Annotated in this window: 21 protein-coding genes; 10 read left to right on the top strand and 11 right to left on the bottom strand. The window is 60.5% G+C overall.

All coding sequences use genetic code 11. The features are described 5' to 3' along the window. Positions 1–97: 97 nt before the first annotated feature. The 3 genes from ileS to NYR50_RS01635 all read right to left on the bottom strand — a co-directional run bounded on the left by ileS (position 98) and on the right by NYR50_RS01635 (position 5,136). On the bottom strand, positions 98–3,001 hold the full coding sequence (gene ileS, locus NYR50_RS01645; RefSeq protein ID WP_418136572.1) for an isoleucine--tRNA ligase: 2,904 nt from the start codon (positions 2,999–3,001) through the stop codon (positions 98–100). A 272-nt stretch (positions 3,002–3,273) separates the two neighbouring features. Next, positions 3,274–4,254, bottom strand: coding sequence for a bifunctional riboflavin kinase/FAD synthetase (locus NYR50_RS01640; RefSeq protein WP_418136571.1), 981 nt, complete (start codon positions 4,252–4,254; stop codon positions 3,274–3,276). Between the two features lie 33 nt (positions 4,255–4,287). Continuing rightward, entirely contained in the window at positions 4,288–5,136 is an 849-nt protein-coding gene (locus tag NYR50_RS01635; RefSeq protein WP_418136570.1) for a TIGR01459 family HAD-type hydrolase, read from the bottom strand. 368 nt (positions 5,137–5,504) lie between these two features. Between NYR50_RS01635 and groES the strand changes: the two genes are divergently transcribed. The 4 genes from groES (at position 5,505) to NYR50_RS01615 (ending at position 9,180) form a co-directional block, all read left to right on the top strand. After that, entirely contained in the window at positions 5,505–5,801 is a 297-nt protein-coding gene (gene groES / locus NYR50_RS01630; protein ID WP_003494080.1) for a co-chaperone GroES, read from the top strand. Between the two features lie 74 nt (positions 5,802–5,875). Continuing rightward, positions 5,876–7,510 carry a chaperonin GroEL gene (groL, locus tag NYR50_RS01625; RefSeq protein WP_418136569.1) on the top strand — a complete coding sequence of 545 codons (1,635 nt, stop codon included), beginning with the start codon at positions 5,876–5,878 and terminating at the stop codon, positions 7,508–7,510. Between the two features lie 634 nt (positions 7,511–8,144). Next, entirely contained in the window at positions 8,145–8,579 is a 435-nt protein-coding gene (locus NYR50_RS01620) for a hypothetical protein (protein ID WP_418136568.1), read from the top strand. Positions 8,580–8,733: 154 nt separating this feature from the next. Next, complete coding sequence (locus tag NYR50_RS01615; protein ID WP_418136567.1) at positions 8,734–9,180, top strand: DoxX family protein; 447 nt, start codon at positions 8,734–8,736, stop codon at positions 9,178–9,180. A gap of 57 nt (positions 9,181–9,237) precedes the next feature. Here the strand turns inward: NYR50_RS01615 and hisG are convergent, their stop codons facing one another. Genes hisG through hisS form a run of 4 tightly spaced genes read right to left on the bottom strand, consistent with a single transcriptional unit; the run spans position 9,238 to position 12,967 of the window. After that, a complete protein-coding gene (gene hisG, locus NYR50_RS01610; RefSeq protein WP_418136566.1) occupies positions 9,238–9,930 on the bottom strand; it encodes an ATP phosphoribosyltransferase in 693 nt (230 codons plus the stop codon). Next, positions 9,927–11,054 (bottom strand): ATP phosphoribosyltransferase regulatory subunit, encoded by a 1,128-nt coding sequence (locus tag NYR50_RS01605; protein ID WP_006313159.1) that lies wholly within the window; start codon positions 11,052–11,054, stop codon positions 9,927–9,929. Before NYR50_RS01605 ends, hisG begins: the two co-directional genes overlap by 4 nt. Positions 11,055–11,070: 16 nt before the next feature. After that, on the bottom strand, positions 11,071–11,439 hold the full coding sequence (locus NYR50_RS01600) for a VOC family protein (protein ID WP_418136565.1): 369 nt from the start codon (positions 11,437–11,439) through the stop codon (positions 11,071–11,073). A 4-nt stretch (positions 11,440–11,443) separates the two neighbouring features. Further along, positions 11,444–12,967 carry a histidine--tRNA ligase gene (gene hisS / locus NYR50_RS01595; protein WP_418136564.1) on the bottom strand — a complete coding sequence of 508 codons (1,524 nt, stop codon included), beginning with the start codon at positions 12,965–12,967 and terminating at the stop codon, positions 11,444–11,446. 235 nt (positions 12,968–13,202) lie between these two features. Here hisS and NYR50_RS01590 point away from each other — a divergent pair, with 235 nt between their 5' ends. Genes NYR50_RS01590 through NYR50_RS01580 form a run of 3 tightly spaced genes read left to right on the top strand, consistent with a single transcriptional unit; the run spans position 13,203 to position 14,460 of the window. Beyond that, entirely contained in the window at positions 13,203–13,436 is a 234-nt protein-coding gene (locus NYR50_RS01590) for a DUF6290 family protein (protein ID WP_418136563.1), read from the top strand. Further along, entirely contained in the window at positions 13,420–13,689 is a 270-nt protein-coding gene (locus NYR50_RS01585; RefSeq protein WP_418137322.1) for a type II toxin-antitoxin system RelE family toxin, read from the top strand. The genes NYR50_RS01590 and NYR50_RS01585 overlap by 17 nt, the downstream gene beginning before the upstream one ends. 6 nt (positions 13,690–13,695) lie before the next feature. Then, complete coding sequence (locus NYR50_RS01580; RefSeq protein WP_418136562.1) at positions 13,696–14,460, top strand: hypothetical protein; 765 nt, start codon at positions 13,696–13,698, stop codon at positions 14,458–14,460. Positions 14,461–14,485: 25 nt separating this feature from the next. Here NYR50_RS01580 and NYR50_RS01575 read toward each other — a convergent pair whose 3' ends face one another. After that, the gene (locus NYR50_RS01575; protein WP_418136561.1) at positions 14,486–15,403 is read right to left on the bottom strand and encodes a LysR substrate-binding domain-containing protein; all 918 of its coding nucleotides are present in this window, start codon (positions 15,401–15,403) and stop codon (positions 14,486–14,488) included. 81 nt (positions 15,404–15,484) lie between these two features. Here NYR50_RS01575 and NYR50_RS01570 point away from each other — a divergent pair, with 81 nt between their 5' ends. After that, a complete protein-coding gene (locus NYR50_RS01570; protein WP_418136560.1) occupies positions 15,485–16,528 on the top strand; it encodes a YeiH family protein in 1,044 nt (347 codons plus the stop codon). A 25-nt stretch (positions 16,529–16,553) separates the two neighbouring features. Here the strand turns inward: NYR50_RS01570 and NYR50_RS01565 are convergent, their stop codons facing one another. Together NYR50_RS01565 and NYR50_RS01560 are read right to left on the bottom strand one after the other, a co-directional pair. Next, entirely contained in the window at positions 16,554–16,997 is a 444-nt protein-coding gene (locus NYR50_RS01565) for a hypothetical protein (RefSeq protein WP_174019887.1), read from the bottom strand. After that, positions 16,994–17,623, bottom strand: a complete 630-nt coding sequence (locus NYR50_RS01560; protein ID WP_174007503.1) for a DNA-3-methyladenine glycosylase I — start codon at positions 17,621–17,623, stop codon at positions 16,994–16,996. The genes NYR50_RS01565 and NYR50_RS01560 overlap by 4 nt, the downstream gene beginning before the upstream one ends. Positions 17,624–17,861: 238 nt before the next feature. On the opposite strand from NYR50_RS01560, the gene NYR50_RS01555 reads away from it, so the two are divergent. After that, a complete protein-coding gene (locus tag NYR50_RS01555) occupies positions 17,862–18,638 on the top strand; it encodes a L,D-transpeptidase (RefSeq protein WP_418136559.1) in 777 nt (258 codons plus the stop codon). 259 nt (positions 18,639–18,897) lie between these two features. After that, positions 18,898–19,557, top strand: a complete 660-nt coding sequence (locus NYR50_RS01550) for an outer membrane beta-barrel protein (RefSeq protein WP_418136558.1) — start codon at positions 18,898–18,900, stop codon at positions 19,555–19,557. Here the strand turns inward: NYR50_RS01550 and glcF are convergent. Then, complete coding sequence (gene glcF, locus NYR50_RS01545; RefSeq protein ID WP_418136557.1) at positions 19,554–20,855, bottom strand: glycolate oxidase subunit GlcF; 1,302 nt, start codon at positions 20,853–20,855, stop codon at positions 19,554–19,556. The two genes, NYR50_RS01550 and glcF, sit on opposite strands and share 4 nt — an antisense overlap. Positions 20,856–20,868 lie beyond the last annotated feature (13 nt).

The following is a 20,868-nucleotide window of genomic DNA, read 5'->3' as shown; positions in this document are numbered from 1 at the left end:
TCGGCAGGCGGCAGCCCGCATTGCCGTGCAAATCCGGCCATTTTCAGGCAGGTGTACCGGATGAAGAGGCAAAGCGCAATTCATCCGGCCATTTTCATTACTTGAGTGCGGCAAGCTCCCGCAGTGCCGCCGCATCGCGGGCCGATACGTCGGGATATTGCGGATCGGAGCCGACATCGGTGGTGATGCGCCAGGAGCGCGCGCATTTCACGCCTTCCGCCAGCTTCTGCTCGACCACGACCTTCGCCACTTCCGGCAGGCGGAAGCCGTCGGCCGGGCCTTCATCGCCCATCACAGATATGGCCGATGTGATGCAGATTTCGGCAAAGTCCTGTCCTGACAGCGCCGCCAGAAGATCGGCATCGGCAATGTGGACGACCGGAGCCGCCTCCAGCGAGGAGCCGATGCGCTTTTCGCGGCGCTCGACTTCCAGCGCACCTGTCACGACGGTGCGGACCTTGCGGATCTTTTCCCACTTGGCTTCCAGCGCGTCGTTCTTCCATTCCGCCGGGATTGCCGGGAACTGGGCGAGATGCACCGATTCCGCATCCGGATAGCGCGACAGCCATGCTTCTTCAGCGGTGAAGGGCAGCATGGGTGCGAGCCATGTGACGAGGCAATCGAACAGCTTGGCGATGACCGACAGCGATGCGCGGCGCTTCAGCGACGACGGCGCGTCGCAATAAAGCGTGTCCTTTCGGATATCGAAATAGAACGCCGACAGCTCGACATTGGCGAAATCGATCAGGGCGCGGGTGATCTTCTTGAAGTCGAAGGCGTCGTAGCCGTCGCGCACGACCTTATCCAGCTCGGACAGGCGGTGCAGCACCAGCTTTTCCAGTTCCGGCAGATCGGCATAGGCGATCTCCTCGCCCTTGTCGTGGGCGAGCGTGCCGAGCATCCAGCGCACCGTGTTGCGCAGCTTGCGATAGGCATCGATGTTGGTCTGGATGATGGCCTTGCCCAGACGCTGGTCCTCCCAGTAGTCGGTCGTCATGACCCACAGACGCAGGATATCGGCGCCCGATTCCTTCATCACGTCCTGTGGTGCAACAACGTTGCCGAGAGACTTGGACTGCTTGCGGCCCTGCTCGTCCATGGTGAAGCCATGGGTGACGACGGCGTTATAGGGCGCGCGGCCACGCGTCGCGCAGCTTTCCAGCAGCGACGAATGGAACCAGCCGCGATGCTGGTCGGAGCCTTCCAGATAGACATCCGCCGGCCACTTCATGTCCGGGCGGTCTTCCAGCGTGAAGGTGTGGGTGCAGCCGCTGTCGAACCACACGTCGAGGATATCCATGACCTGCTGCCATTTGGCATGGTCGTGGTCGTTGCCGAGGAAACGTTCCTTGGCACCTTCCGCAAACCAGGCATCGGCGCCTTCAGCCTCGAAAGCCTCGAGGATGCGGGCGTTGACGGCTTCGTCCACCAGAACCTCGCCCTGCTCGTCGGCGAAGACCGCAATCGGCACGCCCCAGCTGCGCTGGCGCGACAGAACCCAGTCGGGGCGGCCTTCGATCATGGCGCGCAGGCGGTTCTGACCGGAAGCCGGCACGAAGCGGGTCTGGTCGATGGCGTTCAAAGAGCGCGAACGCAGCGTCGTACCGTCACCCAGTTCCTTGTCCATGTAGACGAACCATTGCGGCGTGTTGCGGAAGATCACCGGCTTCTTGGAGCGCCAGCTATGCGGATAGCTGTGCTTCAGACGGCCGCGCGCAAACAGGTTGTTGGCCGCGATCAGCGCCTTGATGACGCGGTCGTTGGCATCGCCCTTCTTGCCGTTATCGTCCATGACACGGGCCGCACCGCCTTCGGCCGACGGGCCGAAACCGGGGGCGTCCTCGGTGTAGAAACCATCATCGCCGACCGTGAACGGGATTTTGGAGGAGATGCCGCGCGCTTCCAGATCGCGCGCCTGCGCCATCCAGGCGTCAAAGTCCTCGCGGCCATGGCCGGGAGCGGTGTGCACGAAGCCGGTACCGGCATCGTCGGTGACGTGATCGCCATCGAGAACCGGAACCGGGAAGGTGTAACCCAGCGATGCCAGCGGATGGGCGCAGGTGACAGCCACGAGCTCATCCGCCTTGACGTCGCGCAGGCGTGTGAATTCGAGCTTTGCCTTGGCAAAGCATTCGGCGGCCAACTTGTCAGCGAAGACGAGTTTTTCGCCCGGCTGCGGGCCAAAATCATTTGCCGCCGCCGTGACCTCGTAAAGGCCGTAAGCGATGCGTGACGAAAACGAGACGGCGCGGTTGCCGGGGATCGTCCACGGCGTGGTCGTCCAGATGACGATGGAAGCGCCATCAAGCTCAGCAGAGCCATCAACGACCGGGAATTTCACCCAGATCATATCGCTCTCAACGTCGTGATATTCGACTTCGGCCTCCGCCAGTGCCGTGCGCTCGACGACCGACCACATGATCGGCTTGGAGCCGCGATAAAGCTGGCCGCTCCGGGCGATCTTCAGGAGTTCGCCGGCGATGCGGGCTTCGGCGTGGAAGTTCATCGTCGTATAGGGGTTTTCGAAGTCACCCTCGATGCCAAGACGCTTGAAATCTTCCGACTGGACCTTGATCCAGCCGGCCGCGAAGTCACGGCATTCCTTACGGAATTCGTTGACCGGAACCTCGTCCTTGTTCTTGCCCCGGGCACGGTAGGCTTCCTCAATCTTCCATTCGATCGGCAGGCCGTGGCAGTCCCAGCCGGGCACGTAATTGGCGTCGAAACCGCGCATCTGGAACGAGCGGGTGATGACGTCCTTCAGGATCTTGTTCAGCGCATGGCCGATGTGGATGTTGCCGTTGGCATAGGGCGGGCCGTCATGCAGCACGAATTTCTCGCGGCCGGCGGCGGAAGCGCGGAGCTTTTTGTACAGGCCCATATCCTGCCAGCGCTTCACCGTTTCCGGTTCTTTCTGCGGCAGGCCGGCACGCATCGGAAAATCCGTCTGCGGCAAATAGAGAGTGGTGGAATAGTCCAGTTTTTCTGCGGTGTCGCTCATAATCGTACCGTTGTTGCGCGCCGTATCAGTCGCGCCATCTCAATTGCAAAGAGGGCAAATTCGGAAAGCGCCATGCCATATGTCACATGTCATGTAAGCGCCAAAATCCCGGACCTTCCGGCTCTCTCAGAGCGGGCGGAAGGCCGGGCCAATAATTCGGCCAATCTGAATTGCAAATTTCAACCGGTATTGGGACATGAACGGTTGTTTATGCGGTTTCCCAGCAAAAAGGAAGAGAAAAGCGACGGCAAGGCACAGCCGCACAAACACGATCAGAACGCGATCTTCGCGTCCAGCTGGCTGAGCGGACGCACGCCTGATAGCATCGCCCTTGCCTCTTCTTCATCACGCCTGATCTGGGCGACAAGCGGATCGAGCCCGTCGAACTTCAGCTCGTCGCGCAGGTGGCCGAAGAAGGACACCGAACACACTTCCCCATAAAGGTCGCCTGAAAAATCGAACAGGAAGGTTTCGAGCAGCGCCGCGCCGTTCTCCGTCACCGTCGGGCGGTAGCCGAAGCTCGCGACGCCATCGTGGATCGAACCATCGGGGCGACGGAACCGCACGGCATAGATGCCCGCCTTCAGCTCGGTTTCCGGCGCCAGCGCCATATTGGCGGTGGGGTACCCCAATGTGCGGCCGAGCTTCTGGCCACCGATGACCTCGCTCTCCACGGTAAAGCGATAACCGAGCAGACCGGCGGCACCCGCCACATCGCCCTCGCACAGAAGCGAACGGATACGGCTGGAGGAAACGACATCCGACCCCTCGTCGCGGAAGGCGTCCACCAGCGTCACGTCGAAACCATGGCGCTTGCCGGCTGCCATCAGGAATGCCGGGCCACCCTCGCGGCCCTTGCCGAAATGGAAATCAAAACCGGTAACGACAGCGCTGGCACCCAGCCAGTCCACCAATATGGACTGGACGAATTCTTCCGCCGAACGCTGCGAAAACTCCCGGTCGAAGGGATATTCGATGACGGAGCGGAAACCGATCGCCTCGAGAATGCGGGCTTTCAACGGCGCGGGCGTGAGCCGAAATACCGGCGTATCAGGACGGAAGACGGACCGGGGATGCGGCTCGAAGGTCAGGACCAGGGCGGGAACACCGCGGGCTTCCGCCAGTTCCAGAGCACGGTCCAGCACGGCGCGGTGGCCACGATGGACGCCATCGAAATTGCCGATCGCGATGACGCCACCGCGAAGAGCTTCCGGCAACGGCTCTTTTTTTTCATTGCGATGAAAGACGGTCATGGCAGTCGATCCATTATTTTCGCCAGACGTTTCCTAGGCAAGGCGGGGCATCCACCAGCCGGGAGCAGCACCCTGCCCCTTCAGATAGGCATTCAGAAGCGCCTCGTCCGTCTGGCCATTCAGCGTGTATTCGGCGGCGTGAATGCCGCCGCTGATATAAAGTAGGTTGAGGCCACTCGCGATCGCGCCCTTCACATCCGTCGGCATGCCGTCGCCGATGGCCAGCACACGATCCTTGGCGAAGGCGCCGCGCACGTCTTTGGCCGCGGCAAGGCAGGCTTCATAGATCGGCGCATGCGGCTTGCCGGCAATGCGGACTTCGCCGCCCAGCTGTTCGTAATAGGCCGCCATGGCGCCGGCGCAGGGGATGATGCGCTCGCCGCGCTCCACCACCAGATCGGGATTGGCGCAGATCATCGGGGCTTTACGGGCAATGAAGCCCTTCAGCATTTCGGTGTAATCCTCGGGCGTTTCCGTCTCGTCGTCGAAGAAGCCGGTGCAGACCACGGATTGCGCTTCTGCCTCGCCGACCCGCTCGACATCGAGACCTTCCAGCAGCGGCATGTCCCGCTCGGGGCCGAGCAGGAAGACTTTTTTCGGGCCTTCCGCGATCAACCCGCGGGTAACGTCGCCGGAGGTGATGATACGGTCATAGGCCTCGTCAGGCACGCCGAGAACGCGAAGCTGGGCGATGACCCCGGGGGCGGGTCGCGGCGAATTGGTGATGAGGACCACCGTCTTGCCGGCCTTGCGCGCATCATGCAGCGCAACAGCCGCATCCGGAAAGGCGCTGACGCCATTGTGCAGCACGCCCCAGACATCCGAAAGAATAACGTCGAACCCATCAGTGATTTCGCCGAGGGTGAGAATGCGATGGGCCATGAGATGCTTTCCGGCTGCGAGAAAAGGGTGTGCGTGACATCGCAAAGCAGGACGCCGATGGCAAGGAAAAAAGCGGTGCCGGGCCTGCCTGCGGCCTACCGGCCACCATCCGACCATGAAACCCCGCTATGCCGAAAACGAAGACTGCCCGCAAAGAGCGGTTTGCCCGCACCTCGCCAGCGCGTGGAAATTTTCTGTCATGGAACGCTGGTAACCATAGGCCGTGAAATTTTTCCGGCAGCGCGTTCTTGACTCCGGGAGAGCGCCTCCTTATCTCGGCTCTGCTGGCACTCCAACAAGGGGAGTGCTAACACCCATCACGGGACCTCCAAAAGGTTCCTGAAGTCATTTGATCGAGGGATTAGGCAATGACAAGCACCAATTTCCGTCCGCTTCATGATCGCGTCGTCGTTCGTCGCGTTGAGTCCGAAGCAAAGACCAAGGGCGGCATCATCATTCCCGATACCGCCAAGGAAAAGCCGCAGGAAGGCGAAATCGTCGCCGTCGGTTCCGGCGCGCGCGATGAGGCCGGCAAGGTCGTCGCTCTCGACGTCAAGGTTGGCGATCGCGTCCTGTTCGGCAAGTGGTCGGGCACTGAAGTCAAGCTCGACGGCGAAGACCTTCTGATCATGAAGGAAGCCGACATCATGGGTATCATCGGCTGATTTTGCCGAACCCATCGTTTCCTTAAATTTCAAGCCGGATCCGTTCCGGCCGTTCGAAACCAGGAGTTTTGAAAATGGCAGCTAAAGAAGTCAAATTCGGCCGCTCAGCGCGCGAAAAGATGCTCAAGGGCGTCGACATTCTTGCTGATGCAGTGAAGGTCACCCTCGGCCCGAAGGGTCGTAACGTCGTTATCGACAAGTCCTTCGGCGCTCCGCGCATCACCAAGGACGGCGTTTCCGTCGCCAAGGAAATCGAACTGGAAGACAAGTTCGAGAACATGGGCGCACAACTCGTTCGCGAAGTTGCCTCCAAGACCAACGACATCGCCGGTGACGGCACCACCACCGCAACGGTTCTGGCCCAGGCCATCGTTCGCGAAGGTGCAAAGGCAGTTGCTGCCGGCATGAACCCGATGGACCTGAAGCGCGGCATCGATCTCGCCGTTGCTGAAGTCGTCAAGGACCTTCAGGCCAAGGCCAAGAAGATCAACACGTCTGAAGAAGTTGCACAGGTCGGCACGATCTCTGCAAACGGCGAGCGTCAGATCGGTCTCGACATTGCTGAAGCAATGCAGCGCGTCGGCAACGAAGGCGTCATCACCGTTGAAGAAGCCAAGACCGCCGAAACCGAACTCGAAGTCGTCGAAGGCATGCAGTTCGACCGCGGCTACCTGTCGCCTTACTTCGTGACCAACCCGGAAAAGATGGTTGCGGACCTCGAAGACGCATACATCCTTCTGCACGAAAAGAAGCTCTCGAACCTCCAGGCCATGCTGCCTGTTCTCGAGGCTGTCGTTCAGACCGGCAAGCCGCTCGTCATCATCGCTGAAGACGTCGAAGGCGAAGCTCTTGCAACGCTCGTCGTCAACAAGCTGCGTGGCGGCCTCAAGATCGCTGCCGTCAAGGCTCCTGGCTTCGGCGACCGCCGCAAGGCCATGCTGGAAGACATCGCCATCCTGACCGGTGGTACCGTCATTTCCGAAGACCTCGGCATCAAGCTCGAAAGCGTCACCCTCGACATGCTCGGCAAGTCGAAGAAGGTTTCGATCTCCAAGGAAAACACCACGATCGTTGACGGTGCCGGCCAGAAGTCCGACATCGAAGGCCGCGTTGCCCAGATCAAGGCGCAGATCGAGGAAACCACATCCGACTACGACCGCGAAAAGCTGCAGGAACGTCTTGCCAAGCTCGCTGGCGGCGTTGCCGTTATCCGCGTTGGCGGTTCGACGGAAGTCGAAGTGAAGGAAAAGAAGGACCGCATCGACGACGCTCTCAACGCGACGCGCGCTGCTGTTCAGGAAGGCATCGTACCGGGCGGCGGCGTTGCCCTGCTGCGTTCTTCCACGAAGATCACCGTCAAGGGTGTGAACGACGACCAGGAAGCCGGCATCAACATTGTGCGCAAGGCTCTGCAGGCTCTGGTTCGCCAGATCGCAGAAAACGCTGGTGACGAAGCTTCCATCGTTGTTGGCAAGATCCTCGACAAGAACGAAGACAACTACGGCTACAACGCCCAGACCGGCGAATATGGCGACCTGATCCAGCTCGGCATCGTCGACCCGGTCAAGGTTGTACGTACGGCTCTGCAGAACGCAGCTTCGGTTGCTTCGCTGCTGATCACCACCGAAGCCATGATCGCCGAGCTTCCGAAGAAGGAATCTGCGATGCCGGCAATGCCGGGCGGCGGCATGGGCGGCATGGACTTCTAATCAGTCCTGTCACCGGAATATGAAAGGGCGGTCTTCGGATCGCCCTTTTTTCGTTGCCGCCCACGCCTTTTGAGTTGTCTGGCGTCGCAAGCGCACCAGACGGGCGGCATGGACTTCCAATCAGTCATGTCACCGAAATATGAAAGGGCGGTCTTCGGATCGCCCTTTCTTCGTGCCGCCTATGCCTTTTGAGTGGTCTGGCGTCGCAAGCGCACCAGACGGGCGGCGGCCCTGCATCGAATCCAACGACCCAAATATTGTTTCTTTTTGGGACATCGCTAATTCAATCCGGCTTGAGCCGGGCGAACTGTGCAATAATGACGCCACAAAGGGCGAATCACGGCGCTGCAAGGGGCCAGTTTCCGTTCTTCCCTACTTGTAAGTGCGCTATTTAGTTGTGATTTTTCATATATTTCGCGATTTTGAAGAAGGAATACATAATATTTTTGATTTTCTCCCCGACTGGTTGTTGTCGGTAGAGAAAAATAAACTATAAGTCAGCCCCCGTAAGGGTTCCGCGACGGGACGGCGAGCATTGAAGGGGTTCGATGCTGGGCAAACACGTTCGACTGCGGGTGGCGGTAAAGGTTAAACTTGGCAGGGTCGCTCGAAATGGTGGCACTGGTATGTGGTCATGCGGGGGCGCGATTTGTTTGAAATATCAAGACGCAACGATGCTCGGCCGGCGGCGGTGACGACCACGCCCGATCCCCGCACCCTGTCTCATTTCTTCATTTCGGAGGAGTGGAGCAGCGAACTTTCAAGCGGTGTCATCCGCCTCGGCGAACACACCTCCTTCATGCACGGCCTGCCACCGGGCGAATGCGGGCTGCTCAGCCTTGTCCGCTGTTACGACCGCGTTGACCACGCCCGCGTGCTGGAGCTTTTCGAGCAGGTTTCCACCGAACCCTCGCGGTTCTGTTTCTCGACAAGCGTCTCGATCTTGCCGGCGATGCGGCAACCGGTCATCTGCATGGGTGAATCGTCCGGTTTTGAAGATGGGCAGCAGGGGCGCATATCCGGGCTTTTCCTGTTCCCGCGTTTCGAAGATATTCGCTTCGCCGCGTAGGATTATAGGCTGACGCCATTCATCGTTCACAAAATGAAGACAATTTGTCGTCTGCCGTTCATCTTTCTGGATGAGTGATTTTCAGCCATTGATATCTCCAGACATTGCCATGCAGCTCATCGGCGACATGCCGATCACTTACCGGAGATACTCCATGTCCAGCAGCCAGAACGCTCTCGTTCTCATCGCCCGCATTCTGCTTTCCTTCATCTTCATCTATTCCGGCTTCGGCAAGCTCACCGATCCGGCCGGCACCGCCGGCATGATCGCAGGCGCAGGCATGCCGGCCGCAACCGCGCTTGCCTATCTCGCAGGTCTCTTCGAACTGGTGGCCGGTCTTGCCATCCTCGCCGGTTTCCAGACCAAAATTGCCGCCTGGGCGCTTGCGATCTTCTGCGTCTTTACCGGCCTCGTTTTCCACAGCGGTACCGTTGCCGTTCCCGGCTGGCCTGAGCCTGCTCTCGGCTGGATCAACACGCTGAACGGCATCATGATGATGAAGAACATCACCCTTGCCGGTGCCTATATCCTGCTTGCAACTTTCGGCGCAGGTGCCTACTCCGTCGACGCCAAGCGCGGTGCGGCTTTGGCCCACGCGTAAGCCAACAAACAGACCAACAAAAAAGCCGCCGGATCGCTCCGGCGGCTTTTTGTTTGATCAGACGGACGCTCTGATACGCGACGCGATTTCCTGAACCGCTGCGTCGCCTTCATGCTCCGGCTTGCGGGCGCGAACAAAGCAGGCTTCCGAACGGACGATGATGCCGTCCGAGAGAATCTTGAGGTGATTGGCCCTCAGCGTCGAACCGGTGGAGGTGATATCGACGATGATATCCGCCTGCCCTGCCGCCGGCGCACCTTCGGTCGCGCCAAGGCTTTCGACGATGCGATAGAGCTGAATGCCGTGCTGGCGTGAAAAGAACTGTTGCGTCAGCCGCCAATACTTGGTGGCGATCGCCAGTCTCCGACCATGGCGGGCGCGGAATTCCGAGGCCACATCGCCAAGATCGGCCATGCTGTCCACATCGAGCCAGATTTCCGGCACCGCGACCACGACATCGGCATGGCCGAAACCGAGGCGGGCGCAGAATTCCACCTGCGCATCGGCATTGGTAAGCCCTTCGCGGACAAGGTCTTCACCGGTCACGCCGAAATCCACCGTGCCGGCGCCGATCTCGCGGGCGATCTCGGAGGCCGACAGATAGGCGATCTCGATATCGTCACGTCCTTCGATGCGGCCGCGATACGAGCGGTCGTTACCGACCGACGCGACCTTCAGCCCGGCGCGTTCCAGAACGGCGGAGGCGTCTTCCTTCATCCGGCCCTTTGAGGGCAATGCGATGGTGATCATGGTTTGTCGCTCCCACGCACCGCTTCGATGCGATCCAGCCAGAGCGAGAAGCCCACGGCCGGTATTTTTTCCTGCGCCCCGAGAAGCGTGAGCAGCCGGTCGTAACGGCCGCCGCCGGCCAGCACGCTGTCGCTGCCCGCCTCCACCACCTCGAAAACAAGGCCGGTATAATAATCGAGCGGACGGCCGAAAGCGGCGCCATAGGTGACGGTTTCAAGATCGACACCGGCATTGGCAAGGGCCGCAACGCGTTTATCGAAAGCGGAAAGCGCGCCGTCCAGCTTCAGCTTCGCCCTTGCGGCGAAATCGCCAAGAACCTGCGAGGCCTGTGGCAGGGGCGCCTGCAAGGCCAGAAACTGCTTCAGCAGTTCGAAACTCTCATCCGGCAGGCGCGTCGCCGCGAGCGCGAGCTTCTCTCGCAGACGGCGGGCGATTTCGAGCGGTGAGCGGCTGGCATTGGTGGAATAGCCGGTTTCCTGCATCACCGTATCGAGATAATCGACCAGCACTGCCTCGTCGCCCGTCGCCAAGAGGCCGGCGACCCGGGCGTCCAGCCCCGTCATCGGCTTGGGATGCACGAGGCTTTCCAGCAGCGCGTCCAGCTGCGCCATGTCGCCGAAAGCCTGCACAAGCCGTTTTTGCCAGCCGAGCGGCAGGCCAAGCGCTGCGACAACGGCTTCAAACACCTGCTGGTCGCCCAGCGTGACGGCAAGCGAGCGGCCGGGCAGCAGGCGCTGCAGAATGGCGGTCGCGTCGATGACGACACGGGCATCGGCGGCGGCAATATCGGTATCGCCAAGGTCCTCGATGCCGGCCTGATAAAACTCGCTCGCGCCCTCACGGCGCTGGCGGAAGACTTCACCGAGATAGGAATAACGCTTCGGCGTGCCGGTCGCGGTCTCGATATGGCGCAGGCAGACGGGGATGGTGAATTCGGGGCGCAGGCAGAGGCTCTCACCCGTTTCGCTCTCCGTCATGAAGATACGACGGCGCAAATCCTCGCCTGCCATATCCAGAAACGGTTCGGCGGGCTGGATCACAGGCGTGTTCACGCGGCTCGTGCGGCGCGCGGCGAATTCTTCCAGTAGCTCTCCGGCAAATTCCGGCATGTCGATCAGGGGCATGGAACGTTACTTTTCGTCACGGTTCGAGCGGCTGCATCATTTCGATGCGGTTTCCGAAGGGATCATGGACATAAAACCGGTGATACCCCTCCAGCGGCTCATCCTCAACCACACGGCAGCCCGCTGTTTCAAGTGTTTTTCGCAAGGTTGCCAGATCATCGACCACAAAGGCCGGATGGGCTTTCCGCGCCGGCCGGAAATCCTGCTCGACGCCGAGGTGCAATTTTATCGAGCCGCGGGTAAACCAGCACCCGCCGCGGGCGGCCAGATTGGCGGGTTTTGCCTGCTCGGTAAAACCGAGCAGATTGCTGTAAAACCGCCGCGCTTCTTCTTCGCGGCCCGCCGGCATCGCCAACTGAACATGATCGAGCGCAAGGATCGCCATGGCCTCAGCGTCCTTCGGCGGCGCGCCGCACATCCTCTGCCTGATGCTCCAAAATCTCGCGGACCTTCGCGACCAGCTCGGCTTCCGGCACGCTGACCTGCGCCACACGCGCCTCGCGCCAGCTGGCATTGTCCTCGATTTCACCGGAGAGACGCTTGCCTTCGATCAGATCCTTGATCTGCACGATGCCTTCGGCGCGCTCGTCACCGCCCTGGATGATGGCGATGGGGGAGCCGAGGCGATCGGCATATTTCAGCTGGTTGCCGAATTTCTTCCAGTTGCCCTGGTACATTTCGGCGCGGATGCCCTCGGCGCGCAGCGCCTGGGTGAAGCGCTGGTAACGGCCCATGCTCTCCACATCGCCGTCCATGACGGTGATGAGGACGGGTGCGAGCGGCTTGACCTGCCCGAGCTTGCCGAGGTTCTTCAGCGCCGTCATCAGGCGCGAGACGCCGATGGAGAAGCCTGTGGCTGGAACCGGCTGGCCCATGAAGCGAGAAACGAGACCATCGTAACGACCGCCACCGCCGACCGAGCCGAACACGACCTTTTCGCCCTTTTCATTGGTGACGTCGAAGGTCAGTTCGGCCTCATAGACCGGGCCGGTGTAATATTCGAGACCACGAACGACGGATGGATCGATCTTGATGCGCGTTGCGTCATAGCCGGCACCGGAGACCAAAGCGCCGATGGTGTTCAGTTCATCAACGCCTTCCGCGCCTTTGGATGTGCCCGCAACCAGTTTTGCGAGATCATCAGCGCTTGCCGCATAATCCTTGATACCAACGAAGAACAGCACTTTTTCGATCTGTTCATCGCCAAGACCCGCACCCTTGGTGAAATCACCGGATTCATCCTTGCGGCCAGGCCCGAGCAGCAGCTTCACGCCTTCGGGGCCGAACTTGTCGAGCTTGTCGATAGCGCGCAGCACATTCAGGCGGCGGCCGGCATTGTCCTCTCCGCCGAGGCCGATGGCTTCCATGACGCCGTCCAGCACCTTGCGGTTGTTGACGCGAATGACATAGTCGCCGCGCGCGATACCGAGCGCTTCCATGGTATCGGCCATCATCATGCACATTTCGGCATCCGCCTGCACGCCGGCAGCACCGACCGTATCGGCGTCGAACTGCATGAATTGGCGGAAGCGGCCGGGGCCGGGCTTTTCATTGCGGAAGACGTAACCGGCGCGATAGGTGCGGTAGGGCAGCTGTATTTCGTTGAAATTTTCCGCAACATGACGGGCGAGCGGCGCGGTCAGATCGTACCGCAGGCTCATCCATTGGTCGTCGTCGTCCTGCAGCGAAAACACGCCCTCGTTCGGGCGGTCGCTATCGGGCAGGAACTTGCCGAGCGCATCGGTATATTCGAACAGAGGGGTCTCGATCGGATCGAAACCGTAAAGCTCGTAGACCCTACGGATCTTGTCGACCATCTCATTGGTGGCATGGATATCGGCAGCCGAACGATCCACAAAGCCGCGCGGCAGGCGGGCTTTCAGTTTCTGAGGCTTTTTTGCTTTTTCGCTCATGATGCTGATCCGATATTTTCCTGAAATTATGCCGGTATTAAAGCGCGCCGCGCTTTAATTTCTGTTTTTTACGCATGTCTTTATCCCAAAACCGCTGCGCACTTTTGGGAGACATGCTTTAGAGGATGAAGCCCGGTGCGGCAAGCCGCAAAGGCTTTGGTTTTACTGGCAGCGCAGGGCAAGCCATGCTACATGGGATGCATGTATCCCATTTTAGTCGGAAAGGACGCGAGCAATGAGCAAACAGACGGCCATCCGCCTGCCGGATGAGACCTATGAGCGGCTGAAGGCGCTGTCTGCGCGCACCGGACGCACATCCGCCTATTATATCCGCGAGGCGATCGAGAAACATATCGAGGATATGGAGGATCTCTATCTCGCGGAAGAGGCGATGCGGAAGCACATCGCCAATAAGGAGCGCACCTATACTCTGGAAGAAGTGACGCGTGATCTTGATCTGGAGAATTGAATTCCAGCGAAATGCCGTCAAGCAACTGGGCAAGATGACGAAGAGCGATGCCAATCGCATCGTTTCATTTCTGACGGACCGCGTTGCCCAGGACGACAATCCGCGCAGAGCCGGCGCAGCGCTGCAAGGTTCCGAGCTTGGAAATTTCTGGCGTTACCGGGTGGGCGATTACCGCATCATCTGCGATATACAGGACCACAAGCTGGTCGTTCTGGTGGTCGAAATCGGCCATCGCCGTGAAATTTACCGTTAGGCATTCATGATCCTCGAAGCCCTGCAATATGCCGCCACCCGTGCGGTCACGCCGAAAGAATTCCGGCCGCATGTCCGTTATTCCGTCAACCTCTGGGCGCGCGCCAATCGGTGCGCGAAAGCCTGGGCGGAGCATGAGAACAACAGCCGGCAATTCGTGCTGCAATCGACGAAAAAGCTGAAGCAGCGACGGACGGCCGTTGTACTGGGGTCCGGCCTGTTGCGGGACGTGCCCCATAATGCGCTGGTGGCGATGTTCGATACCGTCGTTATGGTCGATCTGGTGCACCTTGCCAGCGTGCAGGCGAAGCTTCGGGTCAATGCCAAAAAGAACGTCCGCATCGCCAATCGCGACCTTTCCGGCTTCGATGACCTTTTGGCCGGCCGGCCCGCGGAACCGCTCGATTTCCTGCGGCGCGTGCCGTATCTCGATTTCGTCGTCTCGGCCAACCTCCTGTCGCAGATCGGCACCGGGGCACAGCATCGGCTGGAACGGGAGAAAATTGCGAATGTGCCTGGTGATCTTTTGCCTACGCTCATTCAGACGCATCTCGATGCGCTGGCCGGCCTGCCCTGTAAGGTCTGTCTGGTGACGGACACCGCCTTCGACGTCATCGGCAAGGATGGCAGCGTGCAGCAGCATGAAGACCTGCTGCATGGCATCGAGATTGCCGCGCCTGCTGCCGCATGGGACTGGCCGCTCGCCCCCTTTGGGGAGGAAAGCAGGGATTATCGCATCGTGCATCATGTCATTGCGCGGGAAATGACATGATCGCCACGCGCCTTGCGTCTGCGGCCTACAACCCCGCAAGACCCGCCTTATAATCCTCCGACGCCGCCCGGCTGAGACGCTCCAGCTCCATCGCAGCGCGGCTGGTATGGCGCTCCTTGTGGCGCAACAGAGCGAAATTGCGTGCAGGCAGATCGATGCCGGCGCGGACCAGCAGGCCCTGCCGCAGGAAAAGCGACGCAACGGAAGCGGAGACGGCGGTAGCAGCGCCGCCGGAGCGAGCCGCCATCACCACCGCCTCATTGGATGGCAATTCGAGCATGACGGACAGGTCAGCCGGATCCACCCCCATCTGCCGTACCGCCGCCTCGAAGGCGGAACGCGTGCCGGAGCCCTGTTCGCGCAGAACCCAGGAGGTGCCGTAAAGCATATCGAGCGCGGTGAGATAACGGCCGTCAGCGAAAGGATGGGCCGAACCGGTGACGACCAGAAGCTTGTCGGACACGACGGGCTGCACCATCAATGCCGCCTCGTCAATCTTGCCTTCGATAAAACCAACCTCCGCCAGACCCTCCAGCACCGCCTGTGTCACCGTCTTGGTATTGCCGATATCCAGCCGGACCGTCACGCCGGGATAGAGTTTCTTGAACTGCATGAGGATCGGCGGCAGCCAGTAGCTTGCAATGGTCTGGCTGGCGCAGACGGTAATTTCGCCGCGCGTCAGCCCGCCCATCTCAGAGAGAATCAATTCGGCATTGCGCACACGCGCGAGCGTCGCCTTGGCCTCGCCCAGAAAGGCCCGGCCGCTTTCGGTCAGCTCGATATTACGGCCAACCCGGTGGAACAGCTCGACATTATAAAAGGCCTCGAGATTCTTGATCGCAGAACTGACGGCGGAAGCCGTGAGGCCGATGGCTTCGGCGGCGCGGGTCAGATGTTCGCGTTCGGCGACGGCGATGAAAATACGGAGCTGTTCGAAGGTCATGGCGTTTCATTCGATTTTATCGAACGATATATGCCATATTATTTGATAGAATAAAACAGGCGGCTACGGCATTGTCGGCCCATGGCACACCATCGCACCCTCGTTCATCCGTTTCAGTTTTCGCTCCGATGGCTCAGCCCGCTTCTGCCGGGCATTCTCATCTGCGCGGCGGTCAGCTGTGCCGCCATTCTGGCAGAGCGTTTTCAGGTGCGGATTGCGGGTCACGCCTGGCTTGGCGATCTCGTGCTTGCCATCCTGATCGGGACGCTGCTGCGTTCGTTGGTGTCGCTGCCTGTAGTCGCGTCGGCGGGTATAAAGTTCAGTGCCAAGACCCTGCTTGAAATCGCGGTGGCGCTTCTCGGCGCATCCTTGAGTCTTTCCATTCTCAAGGGCGCTGGCGGGTTACTGATTGGCGGCATCGCGCTGATCGTGGCGCTGTCGCTGGTCTTCAGCTATGCCGCTGGGCGGATGCTCGGCCTGCCGCCCAAGCTTGCGACGCTGATCGCCTGCGGCAATTCCATCTGTGGCAATTCCGCCATCGCAGCCGCCGCGCCCGCCATCGGCGCCAAGCCGGAAGATGTCGCCGCCTCGATCGCCTTCACCGCCGTGCTCGGCGTCGTTGCCGTGTTGCTGATGCCGTTTCTGCTGCAACTCCTCGGTCTCGATGCCACCCAATACGGCATCTTCGCCGGCCTGACGGTCTATGCCGTGCCGCAGGTTCTGGCCGCCACCGCACCGCTTGGAGCCGTGGCCGTGCAGACGGGCACCATCGTCAAGCTCATCCGCGTGCTGATGCTCGGCCCTGTCATCGCCACTCTCTCCGTCATCCACGGCCAGTCCGGCAAGGGACGCCTGAAGCTGCAGCAGATGGTTCCGTGGTTCATCATCGGCTTCGTGCTGATGATCATGGCGCGCTCCTTCGGCCTCATCCCCGAGGTGCTGCTTTCCCCCGTCGCTTCGCTCTCCAACATCCTCACCATCATGTCGATGGCGGCTCTCGGACTATCGGTCGATATTCGCAGCCTTCGCCATGCCGGTGGCAAGGTCATTATTGCCGCCAGCCTGTCGCTTGTGCTGCTGGGTGTTCTGAGCTTCGGCCTGATCCTGCTGACGCAGGCGGCCTGAGCAGCCTAGGTCTTGCCGGGGAGCTTTATTTGCCGGTGCTGACCGTCAGTATGTAGTGTGCGCCGAGCCCACGGCGCGGCGAACCCAGGATCAGCGTCGGGCGGATCAGCCACTCCGTATCCGCCTTCGGCGTCAGGGTTGCAACCTTGCCCTGGGAATCGCTGAAGAAGATCGCGTCCTCATCCGGCGTCGAAAAATCGAAGACAGCCATCAGCACAAATTCGCTTGACGCGGCAAGTTCGATCTTCACCGTCTGCCCCGCCTTCACCTTCAGGCGATAGACATCGCCACGCCCGCGCCGCGTCCAGCCATCCAGCGTCAGCGGTCCCACCGGCGGCAGGGCCACTTCCTTCAGCCTTTCACCGTCATCGAGCCAGATGCCATCAACATTGCGGCTCTCCGCCAAGGACGGATGCGGCACGGCGGCGGCGGCCATGGTGAGCGCCAGAAGAAGGGAGGTTACCTTCATGGACGTACAAACTCCCGCCGCATGACCTCTATCGGCTGGCGGCAATGACAGCCTTCAATATGGTCGTTGACCATACCCATGGCCTGCATGAATGCATAGACGGTCGTCGGGCCGACGAAGGTCCAGCCCCGCTTTTTTAAATCCTTGGAAAGGCGGATGGAGGCGGCGCTGGTCGGGTTGGCCCTTAACGTCGCATAGTCCAGCCTTTGCGGCCTTTCTGCGGCGGCAGGTTCGAAACCCCAGAAATAACGCGCAAGCGAACCGAATTCATCGCGCAGCGCCATGGCACGGCGGGCATTGTTGATGGTGGAAACGATCTTGCCGCGATGGCGGATGATGCCTTTATCGGCAAGGCAGCGCTCGATATCGGCGTCACCGAACTCCGCCACTTTTTCAAATTCGAAATTGGCAAAAGCAAGCCGGAACGCCTCGCGCTTGCGCAGGACAGTGAGCCAGGAAAGCCCGGACTGGAAACCTTCGAGGCAGATTTTCTCGAACAGGCGGCGATCATCGGTCACGGGATAACCCCACTCCTCGTCGTGATAGCGGCTGTAGTCCTCCAGCCCCTGCTGCCAGAAACATCGCACGCGGCCATCCGCACCCGTCTCAAGTCCCGCTTCGCTCATCCGCTGACAATCCCTTTTTGCTCCCACCCGCAGGTGCTGTGAACCTGCGCGCTTACCACTCATTCACCACGTTTCAAAACCGGGCGCTAACCTTAAATCCAGCTTTGCTTAATGAAGCGCTTTTTAATGAACAGCCATTTACGATTCGCTGGCGTGGAGGTGCGAACGTATCCGGCAAAGCGGGTGAATGCTCCCGCGATTTCCATTGTTGCGACATCCCGCAGAGAGAGTCCACCCGATGCCGATGAAGTCCGTTTTTCTGGCGCTGAGCCTCGTTTCCACCCTCGCCGTCCCGGCCGCGATGGCCAATGAGCGGTATCGCGAGCGCCCGCCCGTCGTCGTCAGCCCGGACCTTTCCGCCCCCTGGGTTACCCAGCTCGGCGGCCGCGGCAATGTGCGCCCGGTGGTTTATCCGCGCGCACCTGCCGCCCGCCAGCCGCTGTTCCAGCAGCGTCAGGTCGCCATGCCGCAGCGCCCCAGTTCCGGCATCACATCGCAGCGTCCGGCGCGGGTGCAGAATGCCGCCGTGCGCCCCAACGCACCGGTGCGCACGCAGATCGCGCCGCAATTCCTGCCGCAGATCGTGAGCTATCAGACCGCCGAAAAACCCGGCACCATCGTCATCGATACGCCGAACCGCTTCCTCTATCTCGTCCTCGCCGATGGCAAGGCCCGGCGTTACGGCGTCGGCGTCGGCAAGCCCGGCTTTGAATGGGCCGGAACCCACAAGGTGACCCGCAAGGCGGAATGGCCGAGCTGGACCCCGCCGAAGGAAATGATCAGCCGCGAGGCGACCAAGGGACATTACCTGCCGGCCTTCATGGAAGGCGGCCCGGCCAACCCCATGGGCGCGCGCGCCATGTATCTTGGCTCGACGCTTTACCGCATCCACGGCACCAACCAGCCCTGGACGATCGGCAGCAACAATTCCTCCGGCTGCATCCGCATGCGCAACGAGGATGTCACCGATCTTTACGAGCGCGTCAACGTCGGAACCCGGGTCATAGTGATATGACAGCAACGGTTCGGCCATTCCGGACGTCGTAAGGCCGGCATAAGGGCTTATCCGCTTGAATTGCTGTTTCGCAGCGGTACAATCCTCACTTGAATTGAACGAACTTGGCGGGGGACGCCAGGCGCCGGACCTCTCCGGGGGGATGATGGAACGGCCTTAAGACGGGTGGTCAACTGACCGCCCGTTTTTTGTTTCTGTCATTCAGCTGTTATCAAAAAACGGTTTGGTGCATTTCTGATATCAATTCGGATTCTCTTAAATGTCGCGCCATACTTTACTTGTTTGCGCCCTGCTCTTTAGCGGCGTCTCTTTTTCCGCCGCAACCGCAGGCGAATTTGAAATTTCCGGTTATGGCGGCTGGCAAAGCGCGCCACACAGCGATGTGACGGTGTCTGACGGGCCGGATTTCCGCGCCGGATGGGAAGGCAAGTCCCTCTCCAACCCGCCCTATTGGGGCGTGCGTGGCACCTACTGGTTCGATGAGGGCCAGCTGCGGAATTTCGGTATCTCGCTCGATTTCACCCATGACAAGGTCTATGCCGACGACGAGACGCTTGCCCGTTCCGGCTGGTCGCATTTCGAATTTACCGACGGCCTGAACCTTTTGACGCTGAATGCACTCTATCGCTTTCCGCTGGAATCCCTGCCGATCACCCCTTATGTGGGCGCAGGCGTCGGCATAAACGTGCCGCATGTGGAAGTGTACCGCCCGTCAGGCAAGACCTTCGAATACCAGTTCGGCGGTGCCACCCTGCAGGCACAGGCCGGGCTCAGCTACCGCATCACCGACAGCTGGTCGACCTTCGTGGAATATAAGGGTACCTATTCCTTTATCGACGTGGATATCGACAATGGCGGCTCGTTGAAGACCGACGTCATCACCAATGCAGTGAATTTCGGCGTGGCGTATAAGTTTTAAACCGAAAGCCTCGCCGGCTTCGGCCCGCCATAGGCCCAGTCCAGCAGTTCCACCGTGTGCAGGATCGGCATATCCGTGCCGGTTCCGATCTGCGTGATGCAGCCGATATTGCCCGTGGCGATGACATCCGCCCTTGTGGCTTCGATATTTTTCACCTTGCGCGCCTTGAGCTTGCTGGAAATTTCCGGCTGGAGGATGTTGTAGGTTCCGGCCGAGCCGCAGCACAGATGCCCTTCTGCCGGATCACGCACGGTAAAACCCGCCGCTTTCAAGAGCTGTTTCGGCGCCAGCGTGATTTTCTGGCCATGCTGCATGGAGCAGGCGGAATGATAGGCGACCGTCAGCCCCTGGCTCTGCCTTTGCGGCAGATCGAGGGTGGCGAGATATTCGGTAACGTCCTTCGCCAGTGCCGAGACCAGCGCAGCCTTTTCGGCATAGGCTAGATCGAGCCGCAGCATATGGCCATAGTCCTTGATGGTGGTGCCGCAGCCGGACGCGGTGATGATGATGGCGTCGAGACCGCCCTCTTCCATCTCCCGCATCCAGACATCGACATTCCGCCGGGCGGAGGCGAGTGCCTCTTCCTCACGGCCCATGTGATGCACCAGCGAACCGCAGCAGCCCTCGCCTCTTGGCACCAAGACCTCGATGCCGAGCCGGGCGAGCAGGCGCAGCGTCGCCTCGTTGATTCCAGGGTCGAGCACCGGCTGGGCGCAGCCGGTGAGGAGGGCAACGCGCCCTCGCTTTTCGCCTTCCGCTGGCCGTGCGCCCGGACGGACGGAGGCGGAGGCCGGCGGCACCGCAGCGGGGGCAAGAGCGAGCATGGATTGCAGCGGCTTCAGCGCCGGAGACTTGGCAAGCAGACCCGAGAAGGGCCGCGCCAGCCTTGCCAGATGCAGAGCCAGCCGGAAGCGGCCGGGATGCGGCAGGACGGCAACCAGAAGATTGCGGATCAGCCGGTCCATGAAGGGGCGCTTGTAGGTCTGTTCAATGTGGGCGCGGGCGTGATCGACCAGATGCATGTAATCCACGCCCGATGGACAGGTGGTGGTGCAGGCAAGGCAGGAAAGACAGCGGTCGATATGGGTCACGACCTCACGGTCGGCAGGACGGCTGTTTTCCAGCATGTCCTTGATGAGGTAGATGCGGCCGCGCGGGCTGTCCAGCTCATTGCCAAGCGTGACATAGGTGGGACAGGTGGCGGTGCAGAAACCGCAATGCACACATTTGCGCAGGATTTTTTCGGATTCCGCCACATGCGGATCGGCAAGCTGTTCTGATGTGAAGGATGTTTGCATGGTTCAGACCGCC

Origin of the sequence: Agrobacterium sp. El2ro-1b (assembly GCF_048298475.1) — a bacterium.
In the GTDB taxonomy this organism is placed as follows: domain Bacteria; phylum Pseudomonadota; class Alphaproteobacteria; order Rhizobiales; family Rhizobiaceae; genus Agrobacterium; species Agrobacterium fabrum.
Note: the sequence above shows the minus strand (reverse complement) of the source record. Positions and strands in the feature narration are given on the sequence as shown.